The organism is Bradyrhizobium sp. UFLA05-109, from assembly GCF_054185165.1.
Genome location: NZ_JBBIAR010000001.1, coordinates 216929 through 241209 on the forward strand (window position 1 = coordinate 216929; position 24281 = coordinate 241209).

The window sequence follows — 24281 nt, forward strand, 5'->3', positions numbered from 1 at the left end:
GGTAAGTCACCGGCGAGACGTACGTGGCTGAGATATCGGCTGAAGACGAGGCACAGCCAGCGAGCGCGACCGCAATGGCCGCCAGACCAAAAAGACGCATAATTTATTTCCCCCCGGAAACAGTGGCATCCAAGCTCAACCACCGCGCGCGATCAATAGGACCTTCGCTGGACTGGTAAAAGTACGGGAGGACCATCCACAGAACGTGGACGCGCCGAAGCGCCCCGGGAAGGGGGTGGGTTTCTTATGGATTTCTCAATGCAAATCAGATGAGATGGTCGGCGGAGCCTAGAAACTCCCGCCAAAGGCCTTGCCGGGCCTGTTTGGCACCAGGGCGATGGCAGGGCGATCCTTGCCGGGATCAACTTCGCCATCGATTAGGACGCGCTGGTTAGCCGCCAGCGTGAACGGCAGCACTATGCCGGGAAGGCGGCGGCTATACAAGACCCGCAAGGGAAAGGCCGTCGCGCGTCGTCTCTGGCGACGTTTCTAGCTTCCCGGCGCCAGCGCTGATCGCTGGCAACCGGCCCTAGAAAGCCGGCCAAATCCAGAGCACCACCATGAAGAAAACCCCCAAGGCCAAGAGCAGCCGCCTCGCTACCACTCGTCGGCGCAATGCCGCTAAACGGCACCGAGAGTGGCAGGCAATGCCGGAAGGGAGGCTGCGCAACGACAGCGCAGTCTCGCCCTTCAACATGAACCGGCGCATCCTATGGCTCGCCCGCGAATGGCAGTTGCCGGCACCTCCGAAGGTCGGGCGCACCATGAGCAAAGAGCTCGCTTCCTACTGCCTCAGCCACAACATCAGCATGAATTGGCTGATCAGCGGCGAGCTCTTGGACCTGCAGCGTATGCTTCAGGAGCGTAAGTCGCAGCAGGTGCAGGCGCCGATCGTCCGCCAGATCATGGACAAGTACCACCGGCTTCCGCCCGGAATGCAGAAGATCATCGAAACCACAGTCGACCGGTTATTGGAGCAGCAGCACATGCCCACCGGCTGAGGCGGTAGTTTTCCACAACCCCGTGACGGCTCCGGATTGTTTCGTGGCCGTCACCGTCCATGATCAACTTCGCGCGGGGCCGGAGGGCCATCCGTCGCATCGTCTCTCACCGCGGCGATGCTGCCCCGCGCGATCCCTCTTCGCGGTGTGCGGTGAAAAAGGATGCCATCATTCACGATGGTGCTGGCCAATTGCCGTCAGCAAGTCTCGGCTGAAGCGCAGCATGAGTGGAAATCGTTTGACCTCGCGGTCGTTGATCGCTGGCGCGAGCATGCTTTTGTCGATGGTGCCTGGCAGGCTATCGAACGGGCTTCTTCGCGCGTTAGCGATAAGGCTCTCGAGCCCACCGGCCTCATCGAATGGGTTCTCGAACAAGCCAGGCTGCAGAAGCGGCTCGTGGACGAGGTCATTCCGCTTTCCGGGCCTCTCGAGAAGAGAGCGATTGCTGCAGCCGAGAAGGAATGGCGGGCGACCCGCGGCAAGCGGGGCGGAATATCGGCTGGCGCAAAAAGAGACCTGGCCCTGCACCACCGCGAAAACCGCATCCGCCTGCTAGGTCGACAGCCAAATCCCCGCAAAAGATTCATTCTGCTCTGCCGCGAGATGTTCATAGCAAATTGCGGGCAGCCACTGGATGACGTGACCGAGATGTTGGTCTTTGTGGTCTTCGGCGTCGCGGCTGGAAGTAACGAGGTTCGGGATGCGCTGAAACCAAGCACCCGTCTCGGTAGGACACCGAAACCCAAAAATAGCCGGTGAGTGTCCCATAGGAAATTGGACCAAATCGCCGAGGTTGGCCGCCGTACCGAATACACACGGATGCGAGCGGCACAATGTCAAATCCAGAGCTTCCCGGCTTTCTCGAGGGAAAGATCGTTTGCAGCCCGCAAGAGGCGCAGCGGGCGATCAACTGCAAAAACACACGGTTCTATGAACTGCTGAATGCAGGCGAGCTCCAGTCCTACATGGACGGGTCGCGCCGGCAGATCGTGGTCGCCTCGCTTATGGAATACGTGCAGCGCCGCCTCGAGGCTACCGGAAAGGCGGCCTGATCATGGGAGCGCGCAAACCTGAGCTCGCCGAGCCGGTCGTCGTCGACCAGTTTTGGGCCAACCGCCGCCACGACGCGATCATCGTCGACCTGTCGACGTTCAAGGGTCACAACCTGATCAACGTGCGCAAGCACTCCATGAACAGGGAAGGGAAGCTCGTCCCGACGGCCAAGGGCATCGCTATCAAGGTCACGCGGCTGCCTGACCTCGCCAAGGCGATCAACAAGGCTGTGGAGAAGGCGCGGGAGCTCGGACTGCTCGACGGGGAGGACGGCGAATGAACGCGCCGACAGAAACCCTCGTTGGAAAAGCGCTGGAAGACGCAATCTGGCTGCTCGAAACTCGCGCGTTGATCCGCGCCTATCTCGAGTATGAGCACCAGTACGAGCATCTCGCCGATGCGGTCGATCCCCTCCAGGAGTTTGCAGAGCGCTCTGGCCTGGTCGCCGCTATCGGTCAGGACCGAGTGCAGGAGCTCATTGGGGCACCCTTCGCACGCTTTCGGGCTATCGTAGCCGCCGAGATGGAAGAAGAGTGTGCGGTCGACGATGCGCCGGCTGACCTGCCTCCCGACTATGCGGCCCAACTTGTGCGCCAATGGGAGCTTGCTGATCCGCGCGATCGTTGGAGGCACACCGGCGAGTTGCCGCCTGCGCTGTCGACCGAGGTGAAGAAGCCCGTCGCCCACAAGCCGATGCATTCCACCGTCAACGCCTTCCTGCACGTCTCTCGGAACGGGAGCACCGAAAATCTGCGCGACTGGCTGGCCTCGCATCCGCTCGACGCGCCGTACCTCCTCGAACTCTGGACGCGCACATGCACGGCACCACAAAAGCAGATGTCCTAAAGGCGTTCGAGATGGTCGGGTTGAAGTCGGCCAAAATGCCGATTGAGGAGCCTGGCGATTGGGAATGCCTGGATACCGCGGGCGAATGGAAAGCCTGCAAGCCTCCGACGCCCGAGGAGTTGGCGGATCCGAGTCTGAGCAGCTTCTTTCGGCCGCTCCATGTGAGACCCGCGGAAGCTGTCCATGCGACCGCGGAGAAGACATTAGAAAAATTAACGTGGCTGGACATGGCCGGATGGGATGGCAGGGCCGTTCCCGAACGCCTGTGGGCGATCAAGGACCGCGTGCCGCTCCGGCAGACCGGCTTGTTCAGTGGGGAGGGCGGCACCGGCAAGTCCATCATCGAGCTGATGAAGAACGTTGCCCACGTCACCGCCAAGGATTGGCTGGGGACTCTCCCGGAGCCCGGGCCCGCGTTCTATCTCGGCGCCGAGGACGACCAGGACGAAATCCACATCCGCCTGGCTGCGATCGCCAAGCATTACGACGCCACGTTCAAGGACCTCACGGAGGGCGGGCTACACGTCCTGCCGCTGCTCGGCCGCGATGCCACGCTGGTGGCCGCCACCAAGGGCGGCAAGGTGGAGGTAACCGGCCTATACCGCCAGCTTTACGAGGCGGCCGGCGACATCAAGCCGCGAAACATCTCGATCGATACGCTCTCGCGCGCCTTCTCCGGCAACGAGATCGACCGCGTCCAGGTCTACGCCTTCGCGATGCACATGCAGGCCCTCGCCAAGGTGGCCGACGGCTCGGTGACCGTGCTCAGCCATCCCAGCCTCCAAGGCATCAATTCGGGATCTGGCTTGTCCGGCTCGACGGCATGGCACGGCGCGTTCCGCTTCCGGCAATACCTGAAAGCCTCTAAGGGCGAGGACGGCGAGCAGCCGGACAACGACCTCCGCGAGCTCGAGTTCAAGAAGAACCAGTACGGGCCCCGCGGCGAGACGCTCGTGCTGCGCTACCAGCGCGGCCTGTTCCTGCCCGAGGGCGGCGCCTCAAGCCTGGACAAGCTGGCCCAGGAGGCCAAGGCCGATCATCTCTTCCTGGACCTGCTGCGGCGATTTGCGGGCCAAGGGCGGAACGTCAGCTCGACACAGACATCGCCGACCTACGCGCCGACCGCCTTCAGCAAGGAAGCCGAAGCCCGTAACCTCGGTCTGCGAAAGCCCGACCTCGAAGCCGCGATGTCCCGCCTGTTCGCGGCCGACAAGCTCCACGTCGAGACGTACGGCCGGCCATCCCGACCTTATTCGAGGCTTGCGGTGAAGGCATGAGCTACAGCGTGCAACTCCCCGTGCAGCTGGTGTGCAGCTCTGTGCAGCTAAGCGTGCGTGCCACCCCCTGCCTAGCCATAGGAGAGCTGCACGCTCACACGCGTGCTGCACGCTCTCCCCACGGCATAGGCAGTTGCGAAAGGCGGAAAGGACCTCCTCAGCCAAGCATGCGTGGTAACTCGGAAGCCGGCGCTGACGGGCGGTGGATTATCCACCTGCCTGGTCGAGCAAATAACCTGTTACCCTCGTTAGGATCAGCAGGCGGACGGGGAATCCGCCGGAAGGCCTGCTTTGCTCGCGATTTGGCGCAATTGTCCGTTCTACCCACATCGCTGCCCACATTTCGGGAGGACATTTCGCGCGCGAGTGCCAACTCCGATCCCACTGTGTTGAAGCAGTGCGCGCGAGCCGCTCGCGAAATGCATGATCGCGGCGAAAAGGCCAACAGATCCGACGAAAAGACCCGGGTGGGTGGTGCCGGCAGGAAAAATCAAAGCCGGCCTCGATCATCGATATCTGTTCAAACTTTCGCGTCGGCTCCGAAAATTCGGCCGCTCCTCTCCGCAAACAACGTGCACATCCGCATCGCTTGAGCACGCATGACGACAGAACTCGATGTCCTGGAAGAGCTGGCGGATCAGATGAGCTTCAGCTTCGGCGCGAACGGTGGCGGGCACAAAGGGCGTCGCGGCGGGCTGTGGAGCGTTTCGCCGGCGCTGGAGCGCTCGAAGGTAGCCCGTGCGCCGAAAAACGAATCCACGACCACGGCAAGCCCGCCCAGGGCACAACGGCGAGCCGGCCGATCTGAGCTTGCGAACCCGCTCGCCAACGTGCCCACGGCCGGCGAGACCATCGCGACGGTGACGAGCTATCCCGAGCTTGTGGAAGCGTTCAGGGCGATCAAGGACCGCCTGGGCCTGAGCAACAAGTTCGTGGACGATGCCTGCGACTACGCGGACGGCATCACGGACAAGCTGCTCGGCCCCTCGCACACCAAGACGATCAATGCGTTGAGCTTCAGCATGTTCTGCGCGGTGTTCGCGGTGCGGTTCGAGATGAAGGTCGACCTCGAGGCGGTCCGGAAGATGGAAGCGCGTTGGGAGGGGCGCGAGACGCGCAAGGTCGCGCCGCCGGACTCGGTGCTGAGCAAGAAGCTTCTCGACAAGGCCCGGCCGATCATCCTGCGCGAGCTCGCGGAGGCGGGGTGCCGGTGTGGTCAGGTGGATGCGTCGGGTGCGTTGCTGCCAATCGTCCCCGATGGGAGGCTTTCGCCCACGTCCACACCTGAAAGCGACGACAGCGATGAACCCGAAGACCCACGTGAGTGTCCGCCTCAAGCCTGAGGTCGCTGCGTTCCACGAGGCCGAAGCGGCCAAGGAACGCCGGCCTGTCAGTCAATACATGGCGAACGTCTTGGAAGACGCGATGGTCGCCAAGCGGGCTGAAGCCCAACAGAGCGGCCATGCCGCGTAAGGAGCAGCGAAGATGACCACCGATCCTCTTGCAATCACCAGCATCCTCGGAGCCTCCGCGGCAACGTTGGATCAGTACGAGGCAATGAAACCGGCAGAGCGCGCGGCCTACGCCGCCGAGCGCGAGAAACGCGAGTTCGTCGCGCGGCATGTGGTTTTCGGTCATGACCACAAGCTCGACGAGAACGGCTCGCCGGTTGAGCAGGGCCATGGAGCCCCTGGCAGGGAATCTCCCCAGCATTGGGCCGCCCTGCTCCTGGCCGAGCGCCGTGGGGACGAGCCCGCCGGTACAACGGCACGCATGAAAGCCGAAGCTGAGCGCCGCAAGTCGGGAGCGAAAGCGTGAAAAACCCGTTCGCGCGCGACCCCGACGCGGCTCTCGATCGGGCACGTTCCGACCTCTTCAGCGTCGAGGCGCAGATCGGGGCGCTTCAGGTGGAGCGCGCGACCAAGTTGGCTGACGGTGTCGGTGTTGCCGACATCGAGCCGATCGACTTGAAGGTCGAGAAGCTGCAGCGGGAAATTCGCATCCATCGCGAGCGCATTTCCGTGCTGGAAGCCAAGCAGCGGGATCGGCATCGCCAGTCGATCGAAGCGTCCCGTGCAGCCGCCATCACGGCGACGAGGAAGAAGATCGAGGAGCGGGTTGCGCTGGCTGCCGATCTCGAGAAGGCGATCAAAGTCGCAGCGGAGGCGATGTCCGCGCTGCTGCAGTCAGGCGACGTCGTGACGGAGTGGCCTGATGGCCTCGCGGTGCCCTTCGCGCCGAGCGAACACCAGGTGCTCAGGGCCGAGGTCGCCTACCTGATATTTGTGGCCGACCTTCCGGCGCCGGCGCGTCCGAACCGTTTTGAAGCACCAAGCCTCACGGGAGCGGTCGAGAACCTCGGTGCAGCGCTTATCGCGCAGATGGAAACCGCCCAACCGCTGAAAGGCAAGGCAGCATGAGTGCGAATTACGAGACGTACCGCACGACGGTGAAGTCTGCCGACACGACCAAGGCAGCGACGCTTGCGGCCGCGGAGACAACGAAGCAGACGACCATTGATGCTGCGGCTTCCGTGGTCGGCTACCGGCCTGGCTTCCCGACGGGATATGCGACCTACGCCGCCGCGGTCGCCTCAGCCAATGCCGCACTTGCAGCCTCGCGCGCCGCGGCCGAACAGGCCAAGCAGTCGGCCACGATGATCGCGCAGGACACGCTGCGCACTCAAGGGGAGATTCCGCGATGAGTGATGTCATCAATCTGTCGACGGGCCAGCGCGTCGAGCCGCTGAGCGAGTACGAAAAGAGCATCTTCGGCGCGGATGCCGTGCGTGATCCCGTCACCGGGCTCGTGCTGGAGCAGGGGAGCGGCGCGCACAGCCGCGCCAAGCAGTCAAAGCTCTACGGCTACTATCTCAACGATCCGACCTGGGTTGAGCAATACAAGCGGTCCGATCCGCACGCACAGACCCGCAATCCCGAATTGTTCAAGGACGACGACAAATGATTGAGCAGAATCATCCGATCCAACCGGTGCCCGTCTTCGTCCCTGTAGACGAAACGAAGAGAGTGGTGGTCCCCGCGGAGAAGCTCGCGGCTTGGTTGGCGATTGCCGAGCACTTGAAGCGCGAAGGTGATAGCCAGCCAGTGACCGACACGAAATTCGCTCTCATCTACAAGTTCAAAAACGAAGCCGGCGACACTCTGCTATGGCACGCGAGCGTGACCGCTGATGAAATCGCGCGAGGGATGTGTGGGAGCTTCAAGCACACGCCCTTTCCACCTCTCCCGTTAGGATACAAGTTAGCTGGTCTGCCCGCGTTTGTTGTCGAAGGCGACGACAAATGACGGAGACAATCACCGCCACGGTCCAGGCGGATATCCCGACCGTCGTCGACACCGCAACCGCATCGTCACCGCCGCCGAGCATTCACCAGCAAGCCGATACTTTGCGCTCGCAGCTGATCGCGAATCCCGAATTCAGGTCAAAACATCTGGCCGGCGATCTCGCCTCTCGCCGGCAAATGGCTGCGCTCGACTCGATCCGCATCAGCGATCCCAATGCGGATCCGGCCGCGCTCAAGGCGCTTGCTGAGCAGGCCGGTATCATCGAGATGCCCCGCCCCGCGGCAGCGCCCCCAGTCAGTGCGCTGGCTGCTCCTGGGCCGAAGCCAACGGATTATCCCGTCTATTGGGGCAACACGCGCAATGAGCTCGGCGCGGACAGCTTCAATGTCGCGGTCGAAGAGTCGACCACCTTTGCATCTGCGATGAAGTTTGCTCCCGCGTTCGGAAAGGCTGTGATCGAACATCTCGTGGAGGCCGGTGCGCGCTTCAAGACGATGGAGCCCGAGCGGCGAACCATGTGGGTCATCGAGCAACAGAGCCGCGGGATGATGAGCGCAGGCGGTCCGGAAGCTTATGAGGCGTTGAAGGCCGACGCTGCCAAAGCGCTGGACCTCGCAGGCAATCATCCATGGTCGAAGCTGCTTCGTGATCCGGCGGCGCCCATCAGTCACGACGTTTGGCTGTTGCAGACCTTGGCAAACTACTGGCGCTCGCATCAGCGCGCCCCTGGCAAAGGCCAATAGCGTGGTCGAGACGAAGACATTCCACGACGAGATCAGGCGCTACAGGCGCTCGCTCGCCCGTTGGAACCTGCGTTATCACCTATCGAAATATCCGCGCGATTTGCTGCGGTACTGGATCGACGAGGAGGGCGCGCTGCCGGTCGGAACGTGCAGCACAGCCTTTCGTGCCTGGCAGGCCGGCGTCAAACCTGGTCGCCTCTACAAGGGGCCGCCGTGGCGTCCACAGCTTCGCGTCGTGGCTGGTGGCAAGAGCTAATTGGTCTAATGACCCAGCCTGCCTCGGCCGTGATATGCACACGGGGCGGCGCGGACCGCAGACTCAATTAGCCCCGTCACCGAGTCGGAGGCGTGGCGCAAAAAGTAGCTCGAAACGCCATGTTGGTACTGCAAAGGCTCTTTAGCAACCTATTAGCCTGCAGGCGCCCCGACCAACTTTCTCGACTCCGTTTATTACAGCCTCGCCCTGCTTGACGGTCACGCCGACATATATCTCTGTCGCCACCGTGGCGGCCTTTGCTACGTCGCCGTTGCCGACGGCGTCGCCGAGCTGCTGCAGTTGTTCACCTGTTGCATTGACATTAGTTTCGTCGCGGATCGGCCCACACTCGCTTTCGTCGTACGGGTTAACTTCGACTGCGGTGGTATTCGATTGTTTTGATTTCTGGGAAACGAGCACGCGAGCGACCTCCCTCCCTGGATCAACGTCGCCAAACTTATACCGGGCGCCGAACTTCTCGGTGTTGGCATCCGACATGCGGAGGACACAAAATTCGTAGCTTACCGATGCGCGAGCCGGAAGCGATTGGAGAAAAAAACCACACAGCAATGGAATAAGTAACGAACCTGAGCGTACCATGGCGTGTCTCCTACTCATGCAAGAGCCAGGTAGCGTAAGCCGAGCGGTGATCTACCAGCAGTAGACGTTTTGTCGCGTAATCATTACAGGAATGGAAGTGTCGCTCACCTATGTGGCAGTCTAGCTGCGGTTTGGTGATCCGGCTTCCCAGCGTTCAATGCACGCCGGATACCGATCGCGGCGAGTATAGTTGGTCCGCCGTGCTCGAGCAGCAGCGCCTCAGCCGCTGCCTGCCATTCTGGACGATCATGCACGGCCTTCGGCAGCTTGGCGATGTAATGGCCGACATCCCGAAGGGTGACCAGCTCACCACCCGGCACCTCGATCGACTGGTCGAACGGCCGCCCCAACCCCTGTTCCGTCATATGGTTTGCCCTGCGAGGAACAGGTTTCCTTCAGCAGCCGCAATGTCAGGCCGTCGTCAGGCGTGGCTCTTGCAAATCGCGTAGAAGGCGTTGAGGGTGTCGCAACGGTTGGATTTCGAGAAGACACGGCTCGAAATGCGAAGCCTTTTTACCCGCGAGGCTGCCAGTATCTCAGTCGGAATGAGATAGTAGTCCCGAACCTTGTCGTTGTGGGTCTCCATTCTGAAAAGCAAGGTCAATTCCGATCGTGCAAGCCTATCTACCCGCACGCGCCATCGGGGCTGTTTGCCGCGCCCTTCGCACACGCATCGAGCAGAACCGATCGAGACGACGAAACTCGTTCCAATGCTGAGCAGATGCGATCGAGAGTCATACGTTGCTTTGCCTCCGAGGCCGCCGATGGTGGATATGATCTCATCGATTGCGCCAGCGATGACCTTGCGCATTCGGTGTTCGATCTCAAGCCAGCGATAGCGAGGCTTTGGCTTGAACCCAATGAGCCGGTAGGCGGCGGTGAGCGAGCCGAACCGCGCGTTATAGGTGCTGGTGTCGGGGACGTTCTTGGCAGCCGTGATGATCTTGTGTGAGAGGTGACCCTTGCGTTTCCAGAGCGCCTTCAACTTGTCCAGGACTTCTTGATCCGTCAGCCGATGTTGACGCTTTGCAATGATTTGCTGGGCTTTCTCGAAAACCGAGGGAGCAATGATGCCGTCGAAGGCATTGTCGCGCCGGATCCACATCTCTGGCGGATTCGCAACCGCCGTCGTCTGCAGCTTATAAGAATATCGATTGTAGACGATGTTTCCTATGTAGGCCTCGTTCGTCAGCAGCTTGTGGACCTTGTTAGCGTCCCATCGCGCGCCGCGTGACGTCGGGACCTGTTGATTATTCAACCCGTCCGCGATTTCGGTGATCGTTTTCTTTTCTGTGACAAACGATCTAAAAATGTCCCTGACGGTTTCGATCTCAGCCGTTGGCCCAGGTCTCAGGATAATGCGATCGCTTTGCAGATATTTGTGCTGCCCGTATTCGAGCACCATCTTCGGATTGCCGCGTTCGTCGAGCAATTGCCTGCGCATGCCATAACATGCCGCACCGCCGCGCCAGTAACCTAGTTCGGTGATGTGGCATTGTGCGATGAATATCCGCTTGGACAGATCGCGGCTGAATTTTGCCGCGCTAATGCGGCTGACGCACTTGTGCAGAATTGAGGCGAGACTTCCGTCGTTCTCAAAATCTTCCGCGCAATAGTGCACACCTATTCCAGCGCGGCGGCATGTAAATTCGTAGAAGGCGCTCTCATCGATGTCCTGAAACCGGCCCCAACGGCTGATGTCATAGACGAGAACACAGTCGAAGTCGGCGCGCCCTTGCTGGACGTCGGCAATGAGTTTCTGAAGGTCGTCACGTCCGGCGATTGTCAGTCCGCTGCGTCCCTCGTCGAAATAGGTGCGCACGATCGTGAGTCCGCGCTCTAAGGCGTAGGACGCGATGACCTTCCGCTGATTTTCGGGGGAGTACTTCTGGTGATCCGTCGACATGCGGATGTACTGCGCGGCGCGCGATCCGCGCGACGGGACCTGCGGGATTTCGAGCGCTCGCTGCATCCGGCCGAGACCAGCCATTCAGGCGGGAAAAGAGGGCCACCAAACTGAGGCGGCCTTACTGTCGTCGTCGACGCTCAGTCCGAACATCGAAATAGATGATCACTGCGAATGTGGCGCCTATAGCAAGGACGCCGATACAGCCCGTTATCAACAGACCCGCCACCATAGCTGGGTCAGTATTTCTACGAGTATCGGGGCGGGCAACTCACGAATGATTAGCGCCTGGAATAAAGGCGCGCGGTCCGGCGCCTCTCTCACCGTCCGTCTCTCAGTGCGCGCTCGACCGCTCTCACGAAGAGAATAAAGAGCCAGGAGAGGAGGGCGAAAGCCATCACGCCGCCGGCGATCACGAGAGCGGTCAACATGGAAGCCGTTCCGGCCGCGTGGGTTTATGTGTGGGTACAAATTGGAGATATGAAGAAATCTTCGAGAAAACCGCGCCTTTGCGCGGACTCCGTCTCCGCCAGCCGTGGAGCCAGGCGCCCCTGCTGCAAATCCCCGCAAATTCTCCGCACAATATATAGAGTCCAGATAAGTCCGCCGGCGGTGGCTCGCCCCTAGCGGGAAATCACACACTTTGCTGTTCCGTTGATCCGAGGAATCGGTGTCGCGCACGCGAAAGCTCCGTCCTCTGACGGCGCAGCGATGAGGTCTGCGACACCCTTTCCGAGTCGGTTGCCGATTCTCCGATTCCAGTGCGTCGCAAGGGCATCACGGACAGCCTTTGCTCCCGCCGCTTCAAGGCGGGAAATTTGAAGGCATTTGGAGCCGCTTCGAAAACAATATGGAAAACAATTACTTACCGCAGCGCGGCGATCACGTCCACGTGTTATTTGTGCAACACCCGTTGGAAAACGCGCTTTGTAGGTCCGGTTCGGAGCGTTCTTTTGTTGTGTGTGCAAGGACGTTCGGTAATTGTGACCGGGCGACGGAGGGGGGCATCCCGAGGTCGTCCCGTTTTAGGTGGTTCGCTTAAGTCCCTCGCGTTCATGCGGGTGTGTCCGAAGGCGCGAAGCGGCTAAGCGGTGATTTAGAACGGGAATGGGAAATTGGCCATCCGGTCAGTGACCTTCCCTGAAGAGCAAACTTGGAGGTTTAACATGAAGTTGGTTAAGAGCCTTTTGCTCGGCTCAGCGGCGGGTCTGATCGCCGTGGGCGGAGCACAGGCAGCCGATCTCCCCGTGAAGGCCAAGGCGGTCGAATACGTGAAGATCTGCTCCCTGTACGGTGCCGGATTCTACTACATGCCGGGCACTGACACCTGCATCAAGTTCGGCGGCTACCTGCGCGCCGATGCCTGGGCCCTCGGCGGCGACTACGGTTTCCGGAGCGGCGTGAACCAGGGTTCGAACAACCGTCTGACCAACTACTGGGGCAGCCGCGCCCGTATGGACTTCACGGTCGATACGCGCACGGCCACCGAGTATGGCGTGGTTCGCACCTACGCCGATATGGTCTTCACCTGGGATACGACCTCGGTCACCGGCACCAGCCCGTCGATATTCTCGACCGGTTCCGCCTCGCTCGGCCTCTACCATGCGTTCATCCAGTTCGCTGGCTTCACGTTCGGCCGCACGGTCTCGATCTTCGACGCGCCGTGGCAGAGCTATCCGGCTGGCGGTCCCGATACGCTGCCCGGCGGTTCCAATCACGTCACCGGTGTGAACCAGGTCGCTTATACGGCTGATTTCGGTCAGGGCATCACCGCTTCGGTGGCGTTGCAGGATGAAACGACGTCGGCAGGTGGCGAGTCGAACCTTTTTAACACCACATTTGGCGCGGGGGCGCCTGCTGCTATTATTACTGCTTTCGGCAATGGGTTCACGACTGGCGCCTACGGTGTCAACGATTGGGGTGGAACGCGCGTTCCCGATCTCGTCGGTGCGGTGCGCGTCGACCAGGCCTGGGGTCTGGCCCAGTTGTCGGTTGTTGGGCATAACATGCACCCTGGCTACTATGGCACCACGGAAGTCACCGGTCATCCCGGCGACAAGTGGGGCTGGGCGGTTCAGGGTTCGTTGTCGATCAAGAACATCCCGACCGGACCTGGCGACTCGATCAACTTGCAGGCCGTCTACACGGATGGCGCGACTCGCTACAACTTCCAGAGCTTGTTCCCGCAGACCTTCTTCATGTACGGCGGTAGTAGCATTGCTTACCAGAGCATCGGTATCGCCGCTCTTGCTGACGGCGTCTTCGGTCTGGGTACCGGCATTGATACCGTCAAGACCTGGGGCTTCCGTGGCGGCTATACCCACAACTGGAACCCGAACTGGGCGAGCGCCATCTATGGTGGCTACGGCGCAGCGCAGTACGGCACTACGGGCAAGTCGCTGATTTGCGGCAACTTCGTCGCCGCGTTCGGTACCACTGCGACCTGCAACCCTGACTTCAACTTCGCTGTGATCGGTGTCAACACCGTGTGGACCCCGGTCAAGAACCTGGCGTTCACGGCGGACCTGAGCTGGTCGCATCTGGACCAGAAGTACTCGGGCACGATTGCGCTCCCGGCCTTTGCTGCAACCGCCAAGCCGGCAGCTATATACGAGCTGAAGGACCAGGACTCGCTCGCCCTGCTCCTCCGCGCTCAGCGTAACTTCTAAGATCGATCTTTCGACCGATCTAGAGAACCCCGGCGGGAAACTGCCGGGGTTTTTCTTTGAGGGTGTTGCGGCGTATATTCGCTCGAACGTAACGGCTTCTTTCCGCTGAAAGGAGCGGAGTTGGAGATTTCACGGTGAGCAGTTGGACAATTCGGACAGCAGCGATGATGGGTATGCTCGGCGCGGCGATCATGGCCAGCGCCACGATCTTTGCTCCTGCGCCAGCGATGGCCGAACGCTTCGATCCCAGATTTCCCGTCTGCCTCCAGAAGTGGGAGTGGGGCGGCAGCAGTACGATGTACTGCAACTATCCGTCCTGGGAGGCGTGCAAGGCGTCAGCTGCGGGATTATCGGCGATGTGTCTGGCCAATCCATACTGGTCGCAGTCGACCACAACGGGCCTCGCCCCGGCTCCCGGGAGGCTGGCTCCGCCCCGGACGTGGTGACGGACGAACGCCCGTTTGGCCGGTATCCCCACCAAAGCGCGATGAGATTAGGATGAATCGTCATCGCACTTTAGGTTGTTGTGTGAGCATGATCTTTTCGGAAAACCGCTCCACACTTTTCCGGATCATGCTCTAGCCTCGCTGCGAGCTACCACTTGGGTCCCTTCCATTCCTGGAAGGCGTAGGTAGGGTTGAGGCCGCAGGCGTCTATCGTGCCCGACGCGGTCGCCATGCATTGGCTGTAAGTGGCAAACTGGCAGTTGCCTGGATACCCCCAGCGTCGTCCTTGCAGGCAATAGCGATCCTGCGCGACAGTCTGGGGAGACGGGTGGAGGCGTTGCTTGGCGTGCGCCGTCGAGCTACCGATCGCGATACCTGACAGGATCAGGGCCATCGATATCACTGCGCAGATCACACGAAACATGACACGCCTCCGGTTCGCAGCACGTTCCTAGGGATGCGGCCACGATTCGCTTGATCGCAACGGTGGGAACACGATCAACGCGGCGTCGAGCAGTTACTCGACGCTGCCGGTCGTGCCTCTGTGCAGGTCTGCTTCAATCTGCAGCCGCGAACCGCCACCGAAGCGCGCGCGATAAACCTGAAGGTTCTCCATGATACGCTGCACGTAGTTGCGCGTTTCGGAGAACGGGATCAGCTCGACCCAGTCGACAGCGTCGATCTTGGATTCGCGCGGATCGCCGTAGCGCTCGACCCACTTCTTCACGCTGCCGCGGCCGGCATTGTAGGCGGCGAAGGTCATGATGTAGGAGCCGCGGTAGTCCTCGAGCAGGCCGCCGAGCTCGGCCGCGCCAAGCGTGGCGTTGTAGCCCGAATCGTTCTTCAGCCGCGACAGGTCGTAGGTCGCGCCGTGTCGCTTGCAGACGTAGCGCGCAGCGTCCGGCGTCACCTGCATCAGCCCGTAGGCCTGCGCCGGCGACACCACCGCCGGGTTGAACGCGCTTTCCTGCCGCGCGATCGCGTAGACGATGCTGCGCTCGACCTCGGGCCCGATCTGGCTGAACTGCGGGATGCCGTTGACCGGATAGGCGTAGAAATCGAAAGGCAGCCCGCGGTTGAGTGCGGCCTTGCCGACCAGCAGCATGCCGCGGGCGTCACTGTAGCGCTGGGTCAGCTCGCCGAGACCGGCAAGCGCTTCGGGGTCGCCGTTCTCGCCCATGTCGGCAAGCATCGGGACAGCGATCTCGCGCTCGTCGAGCTCGTAGAGCAGTTGCGCCGCGCGCACGATCTCCAGCCGCTCGGCGCCGCGGCCGCGCGGCGCGCTGTTGAGCTCGATCTGTGGCAGGCCGAGTCTTGCCCGCGCAAGCTGGCCATAATAGCTCGTCGACTGCTCGGCCGCGCGTGCATAGGCGTTGCGTGCCTCCTGCTGGCGGCCCATCGCTTCCGCCGCGCGGCCCTGCCAATAGCCGGCGCGCGCAAGCGTGGTCGGGTTGACGCTGCCGACACCAATGCGGGCAAAGTGCTGGGCGGCGGTCGCGGGATCATTGAGGAAGCGCAACGCGATCCAGCCCGCGGTGAATTCCTGCTCGGTCTTGTAGATGTCGCGCGAGGGCAGGGCGGCGTCGCGCGCGATCAGATAGGCGCTCCGGAATTCCTCCGTGTCGATCATCTTGCGCGCGATCAGGCGCCGCTCGATCCACCATTCGTCGAGATTATAGAGCCGGTTCGGATCCTTCGGCGCCGACAGCATCAGCTGCGCTGCTTCCGCAAACTTCTCTTCGCGGCGCAGGAGCTGGATCTTGCTGAAGATGAAGCCGGGATCGCCGTGCAGCTCGTACGGCACGGCTTCGAGCAAGGCGCGCGTGTTCGGCGCCTTCTTGTAGGAGGCGATGCGCGCCTTGGCGAGCGCCACGTAGCCTGCACCGAGCCGCTTGGCGGCGCGCAGCGCGGCCTCGTGCTCGCTGCCATAGAGCAGCGTGTCCATCCGCGCCTTCTGATCGCCCGGCGTGAGGAGCGCGCCGAACTGGTCGAGCGCGTTGTTCTCCGTCTCCTCCGACATCGGGTCGGACCGCCAGGCCTCGCGCACGAGGCGCTCGGCATTGGCGCGGTCGCCGCGCGCCAGCATCGCCCTGGCGAGCGAGAAGCGGCCCTTGGCGGAGACCGGGGATTCATTCTCGAACCACGACCAGGCGACCTGATCCTCACGCCGGTCGTCCCAGAGCGCGGCTTCGAGGCGGCGGCGCAGGAAGGTCTGCGACGGCCAGCTCGGATTGGCGCTTATGAAGGCGCGGTAGCGCTCGACGCTGGCGCCATTGTCGTCGCTGCGCAGGATGATCCATTCGGCGAGTTTTCGTGCAACCGGATCTGAGATCGTCGCTGCGTTGTCGGTGGCGTCACCCGGCCTGTGCTTGCGCACGAGCTCGATGACGTTCTCCAGCGTGTCCTTGTCGGCCTGCGAGGTCGACGAGGTTGCAGCGACCGCGGCCGGCGTGACAGGCTTGCGTGGTGCGGCGTGCTGGCGCGTTGCCGGGGCCAGCACGGGGGCTGCGATCGGTTTGACGGCAGTCGCCACAGCCGGGGCGGGTGCCGTTTTGCGGGAGGAGCTGTTGGCGGTCGGCTGTGATTTTGGCGCAGGTACCCCGGCCGCAGGCTTGAGCTTGTCCTTTGCAGGTTCCTTGCCAGCATCCTTGACAGGTTTCTTCGCGGCGTCTTTGGCCGGTGCGCCAGCCGTTCCCTTGCTAACGCCGCCCTTGGCCGAGTCCTTGCTAGTTCCCTTATCCGTTCCCTTGGCCGATCCTTTGGCTGGTCCCTTCGCTGTATCCTTGGCGGCTGGTTTCGCTGTGTCCTTGGTCCCGTCCGCGGTGGTCTCATTGGACTTGGCCAACGTCGCGCAGCCGACCGACAGCCCCGCCATCAGGCACATAACGAGGCCGGCGGATCGCCACGTGGCATGGGGAAAGAAGGTCACGGCGTTTCGTCGCCCCGAATCGTTCAACTGGTTCAAGACCTAGCTGTATTTGATTGAATATGAGGAAAAAATACCAACAGCCGCTTACCGCGGCCGTGTTTGGACCATCACCGCGGCAAAATCGCGGCCTAAACGGTGCGTCACCTTGGACCGGGCCTTTTACCGGCTCGTTAGACCCGATATGAAAGAGGCCTATTTTCAGGCCTGCACGCGTACGGAGGAAGCCCATGGCAGCCAAGACGAAGTTCCGGGGGTCGTTTACCGCCTTGGTCACGCCGTTCAAAAACGGCTCGCTGGACGAGGCCGCGTTCCGCTCGCTGGTCGACTGGCAGATCGCCGAGGGCACCCACGGCCTGGTTCCGGTCGGCACCACCGGCGAGAGCCCGACGCTCAGCCATGACGAGCACAAGAAGGTCGTCGAATGGTGCATCCAGGAGGCCAAGGGGCGGGTGCCCGTGATTGCCGGCGCCGGCTCCAACTCCACAAAGGAAGCCGTCGAGCTCGCCCAGCACGCCGAGAAGGCGGGCGCCAATGCCGTGCTGGTGGTGACGCCCTATTATAACAAGCCGACGCAGGAAGGGCTCTACCAGCACTTCAAGGCGATCAACGACGCGATTGGAATTCCGATCATCATCTACAACATCCCGCCGCGCTCGGTGATCGACATGTCGGTCGACACGATGAAGCGGCTGTGGGACTTGAAGAACATCGCGGGCGTCAAGGACGCCACCGCCAGCATGGTGCGGGTGTCGCAGCAGCGCGCGGCGATGGGCGAGGACTTCAACCAGCTCTCGGGCGAGGATGCGACCGTGCTCGGCTACATGGCGCATGGCGGCCATGGCTGCATCTCGGTGACATCAAACGTTGCGCCGCGCCTGTGCTCGGAATTCCACATCGCCTGGCAGAAGGGTGACCATGCAACCGCCCTAAAGTTGCACGACAAGTTGATGCCGCTGCACAACAACCTCTTCATCGAGAGCAATCCGGCCCCGATCAAGTACGCGCTGTCGCTGCTCGGCAAGCTCGACGAGACCTTGCGGCTGCCGATGGTGCCGGTCTCCGAGCCGACCCGCGTCGCGGTGCGCAGCGCCATGGTGCATGCCGGCCTGATTAACTAGGCTGATCTAACCTTCTTCGCCAATGACTGAAGGATCTTGCCCATGCTGAAGGAATTTCGCGATTTCGCCATGAGAGGCAACGTCGTTGATCTCGCGGTCGGCATCGTCATCGGTGCGGCCTTTTCCGGCATCGTCAATTCGCTGGTCAACGACATCATCATGCCGATCATCGGCGCCATCGGCAGCCTTGATTTCTCAAATTATTTCATTCCGCTCTCGGCGAAGGTGACGGCCACCAATCTGGCCGACGCAAAGAAGCAGGGCGCGGTGCTGGCCTATGGTAACTTCATCACGCTGGCGGTGAATTTCGTCATCGTTGCCTTCTCGCTCTTTATCGTGATCCGCATCATGAATCAGCTCAAGCGCCGCGAGGAGGCCAAGACCGCTGAGCCGCCGAAGCCGTCCGCCGAAGTTCTGCTGCTGACTGAGATCCGCGATCTCCTCAAGAAGTCTTGAAGCGTGCGCTTCATCCAAACTGTTAGCGTCTGCGCGCATCTCGATCAGGTTTACTCGCCATGGCCGACAAGAACGAACGCCCGATCAAGGTCATGGCGGAAAATCGCAAGGCCCGTTTCAACTACGCCATCGAAGATACGGTCGAGGCGGGCATTGCGCTGACCGGCACCGAGGTCAAATCGATCCGCAACGGAAAGAGCACGATCGCGGAATCCTACGCCGATTCGAAGAACGGCGAGATCTGGCTGATCAACGCCACCATTCCCGAATATCTCCAGGGCAACCGCTTCAACCATGAGCCCAAGCGGCCGCGAAAGCTGCTGCTCCATCGCCGGCAGATCAACAAGCTGATCGGCGCGGTCGACCGCGAAGGCATGACGCTGATCCCGCTCAAGCTTTACTTCAACGAGCGCGGGCGGGCGAAGCTTCAGCTTGCGGTCGCAAAGGGCAAGAAGCTGCACGACAAGCGCGAGAGCGAGAAGAAGCGTGACTGGGGCCGGGAGAAGGGCCGGCTGATGCGGGCGAGGGGATGAGACGATGAACCAGAGAAACCTGCTCGAGGTCGACTGGAGCAAGATCCCGGCGCCGACCGACGATGGCGGCGCGGCGCATCTGACGGGCATGACGATCCCGCCGGTCAGTCTGCGCGCGACCGACGATACGTCAGTGACGCTGTCGGCGCTGCGCGGCCGTACCGTGGTGTTCGGCTATCCGCGCACCGGCGAGCCGGGCAAGATCGCGCTGGTCGACGATTGGGACATGATCCCCGGCGCGCGTGGCTGCACGCCGCAGACCTGCGCGTTCCGCGACCTCTTCGCCGAGTTGAAGGCGGCCGGCGCGTCTCATGTGTTCGGGCTCTCGACCCAGGGCAACGACTATCAGGCCGAGATGGCCTCGCGCTTGCACCTGCCGTTCCCGGTGCTGTCAGACGAGAAGCTCGAACTGACCCGTGCGCTCAATCTGCCGACGATGGAGGTTGCCGGGCTGACGCTGATCAAGCGCCTTGCGATGATCATCGATGATACGAATATCTCGCACGTATTCTACCCGGTGTTTCCGCCGGATCGGAACGCCGGAGATGTGCTGGAGTGGCTGAAGGCCAATCCGGCGAAGGCCTAGTCGAGATCGGCCTTCACCTTCGCAAACACCTTGCGGAACATGTCCGGCGTGAGCACGCCGGTGTTCGTGTTGTAGCGGGAGCAGTGATAGCTGTCGTACAGTCGGAATGCGCCCGCCTGGTGCACTGCGCCGTGACCAAACGGCGCCTGCGCGCCCTTCAGGCCCAGCGGCTTGAGCACGGTATCGTGCGCAATCCGTCCCAGCGCGACGATGGCACGCAGGTTCGGCATCGTCTCGAGGTTCGCGGCGAGGAAGCGGCGGCAGGTGTTGATCTCTGCCGGCAGCGGCTTGTTCTGCGGCGGTACGCAGTGCACCGCATTGGCGATCCGGCAATCAACCAGCTTCAGGCCGTCGTCGGGCCGCGCCCGATAGGTGCCCTTGGCAAATCCGTATTCGATCAACGTTGCGTAGAGCAGGTCACCGGCATAGTCGCCCGTGAACGGGCGCCCCGTGCGGTTGGCGCCCTGCATCCCCGGTGCGAGACCGACGATCAGCAGGCGCGCCTTGACGTCGCCAAAGGGTGCAACCGGGGCATTGTGCCAGGACGGCTCACGCGCCCGGTTCGCCTCGCGAAAGGCGACCAGACGCGGACAGAGCGGGCAGTCACGGTCGGGTACGACGGTGGGGGCCTGGCGGCTTAACCGGATCGCTTCACTCGTCGAAGTCGTCATCGCCCCTCGGCGCCATCGTCGTCGCGCGCTGGAGGAATTGCGGGGCGTGATGACGTGCTTCGCGGTCGCCACGCTCGCGCGGAGCCGGACGTTCGGACGGGTCGCGACCAAGCTTGGACTGAAGCTCGACGAGGTCGGTGAAGACGTCGGCCTGCCGGCGCAGCTCGTCGGCGATCATCGGCGGCTGGCTTGCGATGGTCGAGATGACCGTGACGCGCACGCCGCGGCGCTGCACGGCCTCGACCAGCGAGCGGAAATCGCCGTCACCGGAGAACAGCACCATCTGGTCGATGTGCTCGGCCAGTTCCATAGCGTCCACCGCGAGCTCGATATCCATGTTGCCCTTGACCTTGCGGCGGCCGCTGGCGTCGATGAATTCCTTGGTGGCCTTGGTGACGACGGTGTAGCCGTTGTAGTCGAGCCAGTCGATCAGCGGACGTATCGAGGAGTATTCCTGATCTTCGATGATGGCGGTGTAGTAGAAAGCGCGCAGAAGCGTCCCCCGGCTCTGGAATTCCTTTAGCAGGCGCTTGTAATCGATATCGAAACCCAGCGTTTTTGCCGTCGCGTACAGATTGGCTCCATCGATGAAGAGCGCGATCTTGTTGGTCGGAGAAGGTGACATTCAGTTGCTCGCGTAGTGTTCGTGTTCAATCGTTTTATTGTTGGCGCGACGGCAGTAATCCGCGCAGATCAGAGGCTGCCAAAACCCGTCGAAACCGTAAATCCGGAGAAGTCGGGGCAAACCAAGGTATAGTTATGGCGGCCGGCCCGTCCGGCGCCGTCCACCTTGGCGACCCGGGAAACGCCGATTCTAACCCCAATGTGGGGTTATCAAAGGCGTTTGGCGAGCCCAAATCGCAAAATGATCTTGCGAAACCGCCCCGGTCTCTATAACTAGCCAGCATCATCCACATGTTTTGACCCACCCAAGAGCGGAGCGACAGTCTAATGGCTCGCGTCACCGTAGAAGATTGTATCGACAAGGTCGACAACCGGTTTGACCTCGTCCTGCTGGCCGCCCACCGCGCCCGCATGATTTCGTCCGGTTCACAACTAACGGTTGACCGGGATAACGACAAGAACCCTGTTGTCTCTTTGCGCGAAATTGCCGACCAGACCATTTCGCCGGAGGATCTGCGCGAGGAGCTGGTCCATTCCCTCCAGAAATTCGTCGAGGTGGACGAGCCTGAGCCCGATACCGTGCCCTTGATCGGTTCCGCTGGCGCCAGCGTCGATGCCGACGACACCGAGGTTGCTGTCGAACGCATGACGGAAGAGGAGCTCCTGAAGGGCCTCGAGGGCCTCGCGCCGCCTGAGGAGCAGCCCGAGGAGGACGAGTAATCGTCCCCGCGCCGCGCCGACGAAATTTTGATTTCATTAAAGGCCCGAACCTGCGTTCGGGCCTTTGCTTTTGTTGACCTTTTCGTGGTTACCATGGCGCTGTCGCAGCGCGCTTGCGAGAGCCGTTTCCGATTGTGTCGGACAGGCGCGCGATCGGCGTTAGGATGTATACAACGGGCCATTGCCTGGTTCGTTTGAAGGCAGGAAGACGCGGCAGAGATGGTGTATCGGCGTCGCAAATTTACGCAGATGGAGGCCGCGACCGACTCGGTCGCCGTGGCGCCGACTGCGCCGACGGTGCGGCCCCCGAAACCGCGGGCGCGCATGATGCGGCAATATGACCTCGTCGAGCGCGTCAGGTCCTATAACCCCCACACCAACGAAGACCTGCTGAACCGCGCCTATGTCTACGCGATGAAGGCGCACGGTTCGCAGACCCGCGCCTCGGGCGACCCGTATTTCTCCCATCCGCTCGAAGTGGCGGCGATCCTCACCGACCTGAAGCTCGATGACGCCACCATCGTCGCGGCGCTATTGCACGACACGATCGAGGACACCGAGGCGACCCGCGCCGAGATCGACCAGATCTTCGGCCCCGAGATCGGTGCGCTGGTCGAGGGCCTGACCAAGCTGAAGCGGCTGGAGCTGGTATCGCGCGAGGCCAAGCAGGCCGAGAACCTGCGCAAGCTCCTGCTGGCGATCGCCGACGACGTCCGCGTGCTCCTGGTCAAGCTCGCCGACCGCCTGCACAACATGCGCACGCTGGAATTCGTGCGGCCGGAATCGCGGCGCCGGATCGCCGAGGAGACGCTCGACATCTACGCACCGCTCGCGGGCCGCATGGGTATGCAGGAGATGCGTGAGGAGCTGGAGGATTTGTCCTTCCGCACCCTCGATCCCGAAGCCTACAACGTGGTGATGCAGCGGCTCGATGCGCTGGCCGAGCGCAACCGCAATTTGATCGGCGAGATCGAGGCTCAGCTCTCCAACAATCTGCGCCACAGGGGCCTTGGCGCGCGCGTCTACGGTCGTCGCAAGAAGCCGTTCTCGATCTGGACCAAGATGGAGCGCAAGTCGGTCGGCTTCGAGCAATTGTCCGACATCTTCGGCTTCCGTGTCGTGGTCAACGACGTCGAGGCCTGCTACCGCGCGCTCGGCATCGTCCACACCACCTGGCCCGTCGTGCCCGGCCGCTTCAAGGACTACATCTCGACGCCCAAGCAGAACGATTATCGCTCGATCCACACCACGGTGATAGGTCCCGGCAACCAGCGCGTGGAGCTCCAGATCCGCACCGAGGAAATGGACCAGATCGCCGAGCGCGGTATCGCCGCGCACGTCTTCTACAAGGAGGGCGCCGGCTCGCCGACGGAGTTCCTGAAGCGCGAGTCCAATGCGTTTGCCTGGCTGCGCCATACCGTCGGAATTCTTTCCGAGAGCACCAATCCCGAGGAATTCCTCGAGCACACCAAGCTCGAATTGTTCCACGACCAGGTGTTCTGCTTCACCCCGAAGGGCAAGCTGATCGCGCTGCCGCGCCATGCCAATGTGATCGACTTCGCCTATGCGGTGCACACCGACGTCGGCAACAGCGCCGTGGGCTGCAAGATCAACGGCAAGTTCGCGCCGCTGTCCTCGGAGTTGCAGAACGGCGATGAGGTCGAGGTTCTGACCTCGGAGGCACAATCGGCGCCGCCGTCGGCCTGGGAATCGCTTGCCGTCACCGGCAAGGCGCGCGCGGCGATCCGGCGCGCTACCCGCACCGCAGTGCGCGACCAATATGCCGGCCTCGGCCGGCGTATCGTCGAGCGCCTGTTCGAGCGTGCCAAGATCGACTACGCCGACGACAAGCTGAAGGGGGCGCTGCCGCGCCTTGCGCGCTCCTCGATCGAGGACGTGATGGCGGCGGTCGGCCGGGGCGAGATCAAGGCCTCAGACGTCGCGCGGGCCATGTATCCCGACTACAAGGAAGAGCGGGTCGGCCGCTACGCCAAGAAGGGGCTGGCTGCCAAGCTCAAGGAGACCGTGGTGCCGGGGACGCCGCGCCCTCCGACCGCAATCCCGATCCGCGGCATCAATTCCGACCTGCCAGTGAAATTCGCGCCGAACGGCGGCGCCGTGCCGGGCGACCGCATCGTCGGTATCGTCACCCCGGGCGAGGGCATCACCATCTATCCGATCCAGGCGCCGGCCTTGAAGGATTTCGAGGAGGAGCCGGAGCGCTGGCTCGACGTGCGCTGGGACATCGAGGACACTGCTCCGCAGCGCTTCCCGGCCCGCATCAAGGTCGAGAACGTCAACGAGCCCGGCGCGCTCGCGCAGATCGCGACCGTGATCGCCGAGCACGATGGCAATATCGACAATATCAGCATGCAGCGCCGCTCGCCGGACTTTACCGAGACGACCATCGATCTCGAGGTCTACGACCTGAAGCACCTGAGCGCGATCATAGCCCAGTTGCGCGCGAAGGCGGTCGTCGCCCGCGTCGAACGTGTTAATGGATAGGCGGAGTTTGCCTGTCCTTCCGATTACGTGAGCTTGC

Annotated in this window: 31 protein-coding genes; 23 read left to right on the forward strand and 8 right to left on the reverse strand. The window is 62.1% G+C overall.

Going from position 1 to position 24281, the window contains the following annotated elements:
• Positions 1–560: 560 nt before the first annotated feature.
• From Q3C01_RS01050 to Q3C01_RS01120, 15 genes are all read left to right on the forward strand, one after another.
• Positions 561–1001 carry a hypothetical protein gene (locus Q3C01_RS01050; RefSeq protein WP_458143137.1) on the forward strand — a complete coding sequence of 147 codons (441 nt, stop codon included), beginning with the start codon at positions 561–563 and terminating at the stop codon, positions 999–1001.
• A 162-nt stretch (positions 1002–1163) separates the two neighbouring features.
• On the forward strand, positions 1164–1760 hold the full coding sequence (locus tag Q3C01_RS01055; protein WP_458143138.1) for a hypothetical protein: 597 nt from the start codon (positions 1164–1166) through the stop codon (positions 1758–1760).
• A 74-nt stretch (positions 1761–1834) separates the two neighbouring features.
• Positions 1835–2053 carry a MerR family transcriptional regulator gene (locus tag Q3C01_RS01060; protein ID WP_458143139.1) on the forward strand — a complete coding sequence of 73 codons (219 nt, stop codon included), beginning with the start codon at positions 1835–1837 and terminating at the stop codon, positions 2051–2053.
• A 2-nt stretch (positions 2054–2055) separates the two neighbouring features.
• Positions 2056–2334, forward strand: a complete 279-nt coding sequence (locus Q3C01_RS01065) for a transcriptional coactivator p15/PC4 family protein (RefSeq protein ID WP_458143141.1) — start codon at positions 2056–2058, stop codon at positions 2332–2334.
• Positions 2331–2900, forward strand: a complete 570-nt coding sequence (locus Q3C01_RS01070) for a hypothetical protein (RefSeq protein ID WP_458143142.1) — start codon at positions 2331–2333, stop codon at positions 2898–2900. Before Q3C01_RS01065 ends, Q3C01_RS01070 begins: the two co-directional genes overlap by 4 nt.
• Positions 2901–3127: 227 nt before the next feature.
• Positions 3128–4177 (forward strand): AAA family ATPase, encoded by a 1050-nt coding sequence (locus Q3C01_RS01075; RefSeq protein ID WP_458143144.1) that lies wholly within the window; start codon positions 3128–3130, stop codon positions 4175–4177.
• Between the two features lie 599 nt (positions 4178–4776).
• Positions 4777–5520 carry a hypothetical protein gene (locus Q3C01_RS01080; protein ID WP_458143146.1) on the forward strand — a complete coding sequence of 248 codons (744 nt, stop codon included), beginning with the start codon at positions 4777–4779 and terminating at the stop codon, positions 5518–5520.
• Entirely contained in the window at positions 5498–5650 is a 153-nt protein-coding gene (locus tag Q3C01_RS01085; protein WP_458143148.1) for a hypothetical protein, read from the forward strand. Before Q3C01_RS01080 ends, Q3C01_RS01085 begins: the two co-directional genes overlap by 23 nt.
• Before the next feature lie 12 nt (positions 5651–5662).
• Positions 5663–5995, forward strand: coding sequence for a hypothetical protein (locus Q3C01_RS01090; RefSeq protein WP_458143149.1), 333 nt, complete (start codon positions 5663–5665; stop codon positions 5993–5995).
• Positions 5992–6597 carry a hypothetical protein gene (locus Q3C01_RS01095; RefSeq protein WP_458143151.1) on the forward strand — a complete coding sequence of 202 codons (606 nt, stop codon included), beginning with the start codon at positions 5992–5994 and terminating at the stop codon, positions 6595–6597. Before Q3C01_RS01090 ends, Q3C01_RS01095 begins: the two co-directional genes overlap by 4 nt.
• Entirely contained in the window at positions 6594–6881 is a 288-nt protein-coding gene (locus tag Q3C01_RS01100; RefSeq protein ID WP_458143153.1) for a hypothetical protein, read from the forward strand. The genes Q3C01_RS01095 and Q3C01_RS01100 overlap by 4 nt, the downstream gene beginning before the upstream one ends.
• A complete protein-coding gene (locus Q3C01_RS01105; protein WP_458143155.1) occupies positions 6878–7141 on the forward strand; it encodes a hypothetical protein in 264 nt (87 codons plus the stop codon). The genes Q3C01_RS01100 and Q3C01_RS01105 overlap by 4 nt, the downstream gene beginning before the upstream one ends.
• A complete protein-coding gene (locus Q3C01_RS01110) occupies positions 7138–7482 on the forward strand; it encodes a hypothetical protein (protein ID WP_458143157.1) in 345 nt (114 codons plus the stop codon). Before Q3C01_RS01105 ends, Q3C01_RS01110 begins: the two co-directional genes overlap by 4 nt.
• On the forward strand, positions 7479–8225 hold the full coding sequence (locus Q3C01_RS01115) for a hypothetical protein (RefSeq protein ID WP_458143159.1): 747 nt from the start codon (positions 7479–7481) through the stop codon (positions 8223–8225). The genes Q3C01_RS01110 and Q3C01_RS01115 overlap by 4 nt, the downstream gene beginning before the upstream one ends.
• Position 8226: 1 nt before the next feature.
• Entirely contained in the window at positions 8227–8481 is a 255-nt protein-coding gene (locus Q3C01_RS01120) for a hypothetical protein (protein ID WP_458143160.1), read from the forward strand.
• Between the two features lie 141 nt (positions 8482–8622).
• Here Q3C01_RS01120 and Q3C01_RS01125 read toward each other — a convergent pair whose 3' ends face one another.
• The 3 genes from Q3C01_RS01125 to Q3C01_RS01135 form a co-directional block, all read right to left on the reverse strand.
• A complete protein-coding gene (locus Q3C01_RS01125) occupies positions 8623–8979 on the reverse strand; it encodes a hypothetical protein (RefSeq protein ID WP_458143162.1) in 357 nt (118 codons plus the stop codon).
• Between the two features lie 206 nt (positions 8980–9185).
• The gene (locus Q3C01_RS01130) at positions 9186–9446 is read right to left on the reverse strand and encodes a hypothetical protein (RefSeq protein WP_458143164.1); all 261 of its coding nucleotides are present in this window, start codon (positions 9444–9446) and stop codon (positions 9186–9188) included.
• Positions 9447–9502: 56 nt separating this feature from the next.
• Entirely contained in the window at positions 9503–11053 is a 1551-nt protein-coding gene (locus Q3C01_RS01135) for a recombinase family protein (protein ID WP_458143165.1), read from the reverse strand.
• A gap of 1100 nt (positions 11054–12153) precedes the next feature.
• Here Q3C01_RS01135 and Q3C01_RS01140 point away from each other — a divergent pair.
• Positions 12154–13656, forward strand: coding sequence for a porin (locus tag Q3C01_RS01140; RefSeq protein WP_458143166.1), 1503 nt, complete (start codon positions 12154–12156; stop codon positions 13654–13656).
• A gap of 19 nt (positions 13657–13675) precedes the next feature.
• On the opposite strand, the gene Q3C01_RS01145 is transcribed toward Q3C01_RS01140, so the two are convergent.
• Positions 13676–13963: a hypothetical protein gene (locus Q3C01_RS01145; protein WP_458143216.1), complete on the reverse strand. Its 288-nt coding sequence runs from the start codon at positions 13961–13963 to the stop codon at positions 13676–13678.
• Between Q3C01_RS01145 and Q3C01_RS01150 the strand changes: the two genes are divergently transcribed.
• Positions 13884–14102 (forward strand): DUF3551 domain-containing protein, encoded by a 219-nt coding sequence (locus Q3C01_RS01150; protein ID WP_458143210.1) that lies wholly within the window; start codon positions 13884–13886, stop codon positions 14100–14102. The two genes, Q3C01_RS01145 and Q3C01_RS01150, sit on opposite strands and share 80 nt — an antisense overlap.
• A gap of 148 nt (positions 14103–14250) precedes the next feature.
• Here the strand turns inward: Q3C01_RS01150 and Q3C01_RS01155 are convergent, their stop codons facing one another.
• Both Q3C01_RS01155 and Q3C01_RS01160 read right to left on the reverse strand, forming a co-directional pair.
• Positions 14251–14526 (reverse strand): DUF3551 domain-containing protein, encoded by a 276-nt coding sequence (locus tag Q3C01_RS01155; RefSeq protein ID WP_458143167.1) that lies wholly within the window; start codon positions 14524–14526, stop codon positions 14251–14253.
• A 93-nt stretch (positions 14527–14619) separates the two neighbouring features.
• Entirely contained in the window at positions 14620–16977 is a 2358-nt protein-coding gene (locus Q3C01_RS01160) for a transglycosylase SLT domain-containing protein (RefSeq protein ID WP_458143211.1), read from the reverse strand.
• Between the two features lie 281 nt (positions 16978–17258).
• Between Q3C01_RS01160 and dapA the strand changes: the two genes are divergently transcribed.
• From dapA to Q3C01_RS01180, 4 genes are read left to right on the forward strand one after another with little or no spacing between them, the layout of a single operon-like run.
• Positions 17259–18149 (forward strand): 4-hydroxy-tetrahydrodipicolinate synthase, encoded by an 891-nt coding sequence (gene dapA, locus Q3C01_RS01165; RefSeq protein ID WP_458143168.1) that lies wholly within the window; start codon positions 17259–17261, stop codon positions 18147–18149.
• Between the two features lie 42 nt (positions 18150–18191).
• A complete protein-coding gene (mscL, locus tag Q3C01_RS01170) occupies positions 18192–18605 on the forward strand; it encodes a large conductance mechanosensitive channel protein MscL (RefSeq protein WP_458143169.1) in 414 nt (137 codons plus the stop codon).
• Between the two features lie 59 nt (positions 18606–18664).
• Positions 18665–19138 (forward strand): SsrA-binding protein SmpB, encoded by a 474-nt coding sequence (smpB, locus tag Q3C01_RS01175; protein WP_449380856.1) that lies wholly within the window; start codon positions 18665–18667, stop codon positions 19136–19138.
• A gap of 4 nt (positions 19139–19142) precedes the next feature.
• Positions 19143–19724, forward strand: coding sequence for a peroxiredoxin (locus Q3C01_RS01180; RefSeq protein WP_458143172.1), 582 nt, complete (start codon positions 19143–19145; stop codon positions 19722–19724).
• On the opposite strand, the gene Q3C01_RS01185 is transcribed toward Q3C01_RS01180, so the two are convergent.
• Both Q3C01_RS01185 and Q3C01_RS01190 read right to left on the reverse strand, forming a co-directional pair.
• On the reverse strand, positions 19721–20395 hold the full coding sequence (locus tag Q3C01_RS01185) for a uracil-DNA glycosylase (protein WP_458143173.1): 675 nt from the start codon (positions 20393–20395) through the stop codon (positions 19721–19723). The genes Q3C01_RS01180 and Q3C01_RS01185 overlap by 4 nt on opposite strands.
• A complete protein-coding gene (locus tag Q3C01_RS01190; RefSeq protein ID WP_254095709.1) occupies positions 20376–21020 on the reverse strand; it encodes a LabA-like NYN domain-containing protein in 645 nt (214 codons plus the stop codon). Before Q3C01_RS01190 ends, Q3C01_RS01185 begins: the two co-directional genes overlap by 20 nt.
• A 326-nt stretch (positions 21021–21346) precedes the next feature.
• Here Q3C01_RS01190 and rpoZ point away from each other — a divergent pair, with 326 nt between their 5' ends.
• Positions 21347–21739 carry a DNA-directed RNA polymerase subunit omega gene (gene rpoZ, locus Q3C01_RS01195; protein ID WP_027522935.1) on the forward strand — a complete coding sequence of 131 codons (393 nt, stop codon included), beginning with the start codon at positions 21347–21349 and terminating at the stop codon, positions 21737–21739.
• Positions 21740–21958: 219 nt separating this feature from the next.
• A complete protein-coding gene (locus Q3C01_RS01200; RefSeq protein WP_458143175.1) occupies positions 21959–24244 on the forward strand; it encodes a RelA/SpoT family protein in 2286 nt (761 codons plus the stop codon).
• Positions 24245–24281 lie beyond the last annotated feature (37 nt).

What these genes read in the sequence shown, in the direction of transcription:
- Q3C01_RS01130 (WP_458143164.1), bottom strand. Translation starts at nt 9,446, where the DNA reads ATGACGGAACAGGGGTTGGGGCGGCCGTTCGACCAGTCGATCGAGGTG.
- Q3C01_RS01190 (WP_254095709.1), bottom strand. Translation starts at nt 21,020, where the DNA reads ATGTCACCTTCTCCGACCAACAAGATCGCGCTCTTCATCGATGGAGCC.
- Q3C01_RS01200 (WP_458143175.1), top strand. Translation starts at nt 21,959, where the DNA reads ATGGTGTATCGGCGTCGCAAATTTACGCAGATGGAGGCCGCGACCGAC.
- Q3C01_RS01155 (WP_458143167.1), bottom strand. Translation starts at nt 14,526, where the DNA reads ATGTTTCGTGTGATCTGCGCAGTGATATCGATGGCCCTGATCCTGTCA.
- Q3C01_RS01125 (WP_458143162.1), bottom strand. Translation starts at nt 8,979, where the DNA reads ATGTCGGATGCCAACACCGAGAAGTTCGGCGCCCGGTATAAGTTTGGC.
- Q3C01_RS01080 (WP_458143146.1), top strand. Translation starts at nt 4,777, where the DNA reads ATGACGACAGAACTCGATGTCCTGGAAGAGCTGGCGGATCAGATGAGC.
- Q3C01_RS01060 (WP_458143139.1), top strand. Translation starts at nt 1,835, where the DNA reads ATGTCAAATCCAGAGCTTCCCGGCTTTCTCGAGGGAAAGATCGTTTGC.
- Q3C01_RS01180 (WP_458143172.1), top strand. Translation starts at nt 19,143, where the DNA reads ATGAACCAGAGAAACCTGCTCGAGGTCGACTGGAGCAAGATCCCGGCG.
- Q3C01_RS01070 (WP_458143142.1), top strand. Translation starts at nt 2,331, where the DNA reads ATGAACGCGCCGACAGAAACCCTCGTTGGAAAAGCGCTGGAAGACGCA.
- Q3C01_RS01110 (WP_458143157.1), top strand. Translation starts at nt 7,138, where the DNA reads ATGATTGAGCAGAATCATCCGATCCAACCGGTGCCCGTCTTCGTCCCT.
- Q3C01_RS01065 (WP_458143141.1), top strand. Translation starts at nt 2,056, where the DNA reads ATGGGAGCGCGCAAACCTGAGCTCGCCGAGCCGGTCGTCGTCGACCAG.
- Q3C01_RS01100 (WP_458143153.1), top strand. Translation starts at nt 6,594, where the DNA reads ATGAGTGCGAATTACGAGACGTACCGCACGACGGTGAAGTCTGCCGAC.
- Q3C01_RS01050 (WP_458143137.1), top strand. Translation starts at nt 561, where the DNA reads ATGAAGAAAACCCCCAAGGCCAAGAGCAGCCGCCTCGCTACCACTCGT.
- Q3C01_RS01115 (WP_458143159.1), top strand. Translation starts at nt 7,479, where the DNA reads ATGACGGAGACAATCACCGCCACGGTCCAGGCGGATATCCCGACCGTC.
- dapA (WP_458143168.1), top strand. Translation starts at nt 17,259, where the DNA reads ATGGCAGCCAAGACGAAGTTCCGGGGGTCGTTTACCGCCTTGGTCACG.
- Q3C01_RS01075 (WP_458143144.1), top strand. Translation starts at nt 3,128, where the DNA reads ATGGCCGGATGGGATGGCAGGGCCGTTCCCGAACGCCTGTGGGCGATC.
- smpB (WP_449380856.1), top strand. Translation starts at nt 18,665, where the DNA reads ATGGCCGACAAGAACGAACGCCCGATCAAGGTCATGGCGGAAAATCGC.
- rpoZ (WP_027522935.1), top strand. Translation starts at nt 21,347, where the DNA reads ATGGCTCGCGTCACCGTAGAAGATTGTATCGACAAGGTCGACAACCGG.
- Q3C01_RS01135 (WP_458143165.1), bottom strand. Translation starts at nt 11,053, where the DNA reads ATGCAGCGAGCGCTCGAAATCCCGCAGGTCCCGTCGCGCGGATCGCGC.
- Q3C01_RS01055 (WP_458143138.1), top strand. Translation starts at nt 1,164, where the DNA reads ATGCCATCATTCACGATGGTGCTGGCCAATTGCCGTCAGCAAGTCTCG.
- Q3C01_RS01140 (WP_458143166.1), top strand. Translation starts at nt 12,154, where the DNA reads ATGAAGTTGGTTAAGAGCCTTTTGCTCGGCTCAGCGGCGGGTCTGATC.
- Q3C01_RS01185 (WP_458143173.1), bottom strand. Translation starts at nt 20,395, where the DNA reads ATGACGACTTCGACGAGTGAAGCGATCCGGTTAAGCCGCCAGGCCCCC.
- Q3C01_RS01150 (WP_458143210.1), top strand. Translation starts at nt 13,884, where the DNA reads ATGGCCGAACGCTTCGATCCCAGATTTCCCGTCTGCCTCCAGAAGTGG.
- Q3C01_RS01160 (WP_458143211.1), bottom strand. Translation starts at nt 16,977, where the DNA reads ATGGCGGGGCTGTCGGTCGGCTGCGCGACGTTGGCCAAGTCCAATGAG.
- mscL (WP_458143169.1), top strand. Translation starts at nt 18,192, where the DNA reads ATGCTGAAGGAATTTCGCGATTTCGCCATGAGAGGCAACGTCGTTGAT.
- Q3C01_RS01090 (WP_458143149.1), top strand. Translation starts at nt 5,663, where the DNA reads ATGACCACCGATCCTCTTGCAATCACCAGCATCCTCGGAGCCTCCGCG.
- Q3C01_RS01105 (WP_458143155.1), top strand. Translation starts at nt 6,878, where the DNA reads ATGAGTGATGTCATCAATCTGTCGACGGGCCAGCGCGTCGAGCCGCTG.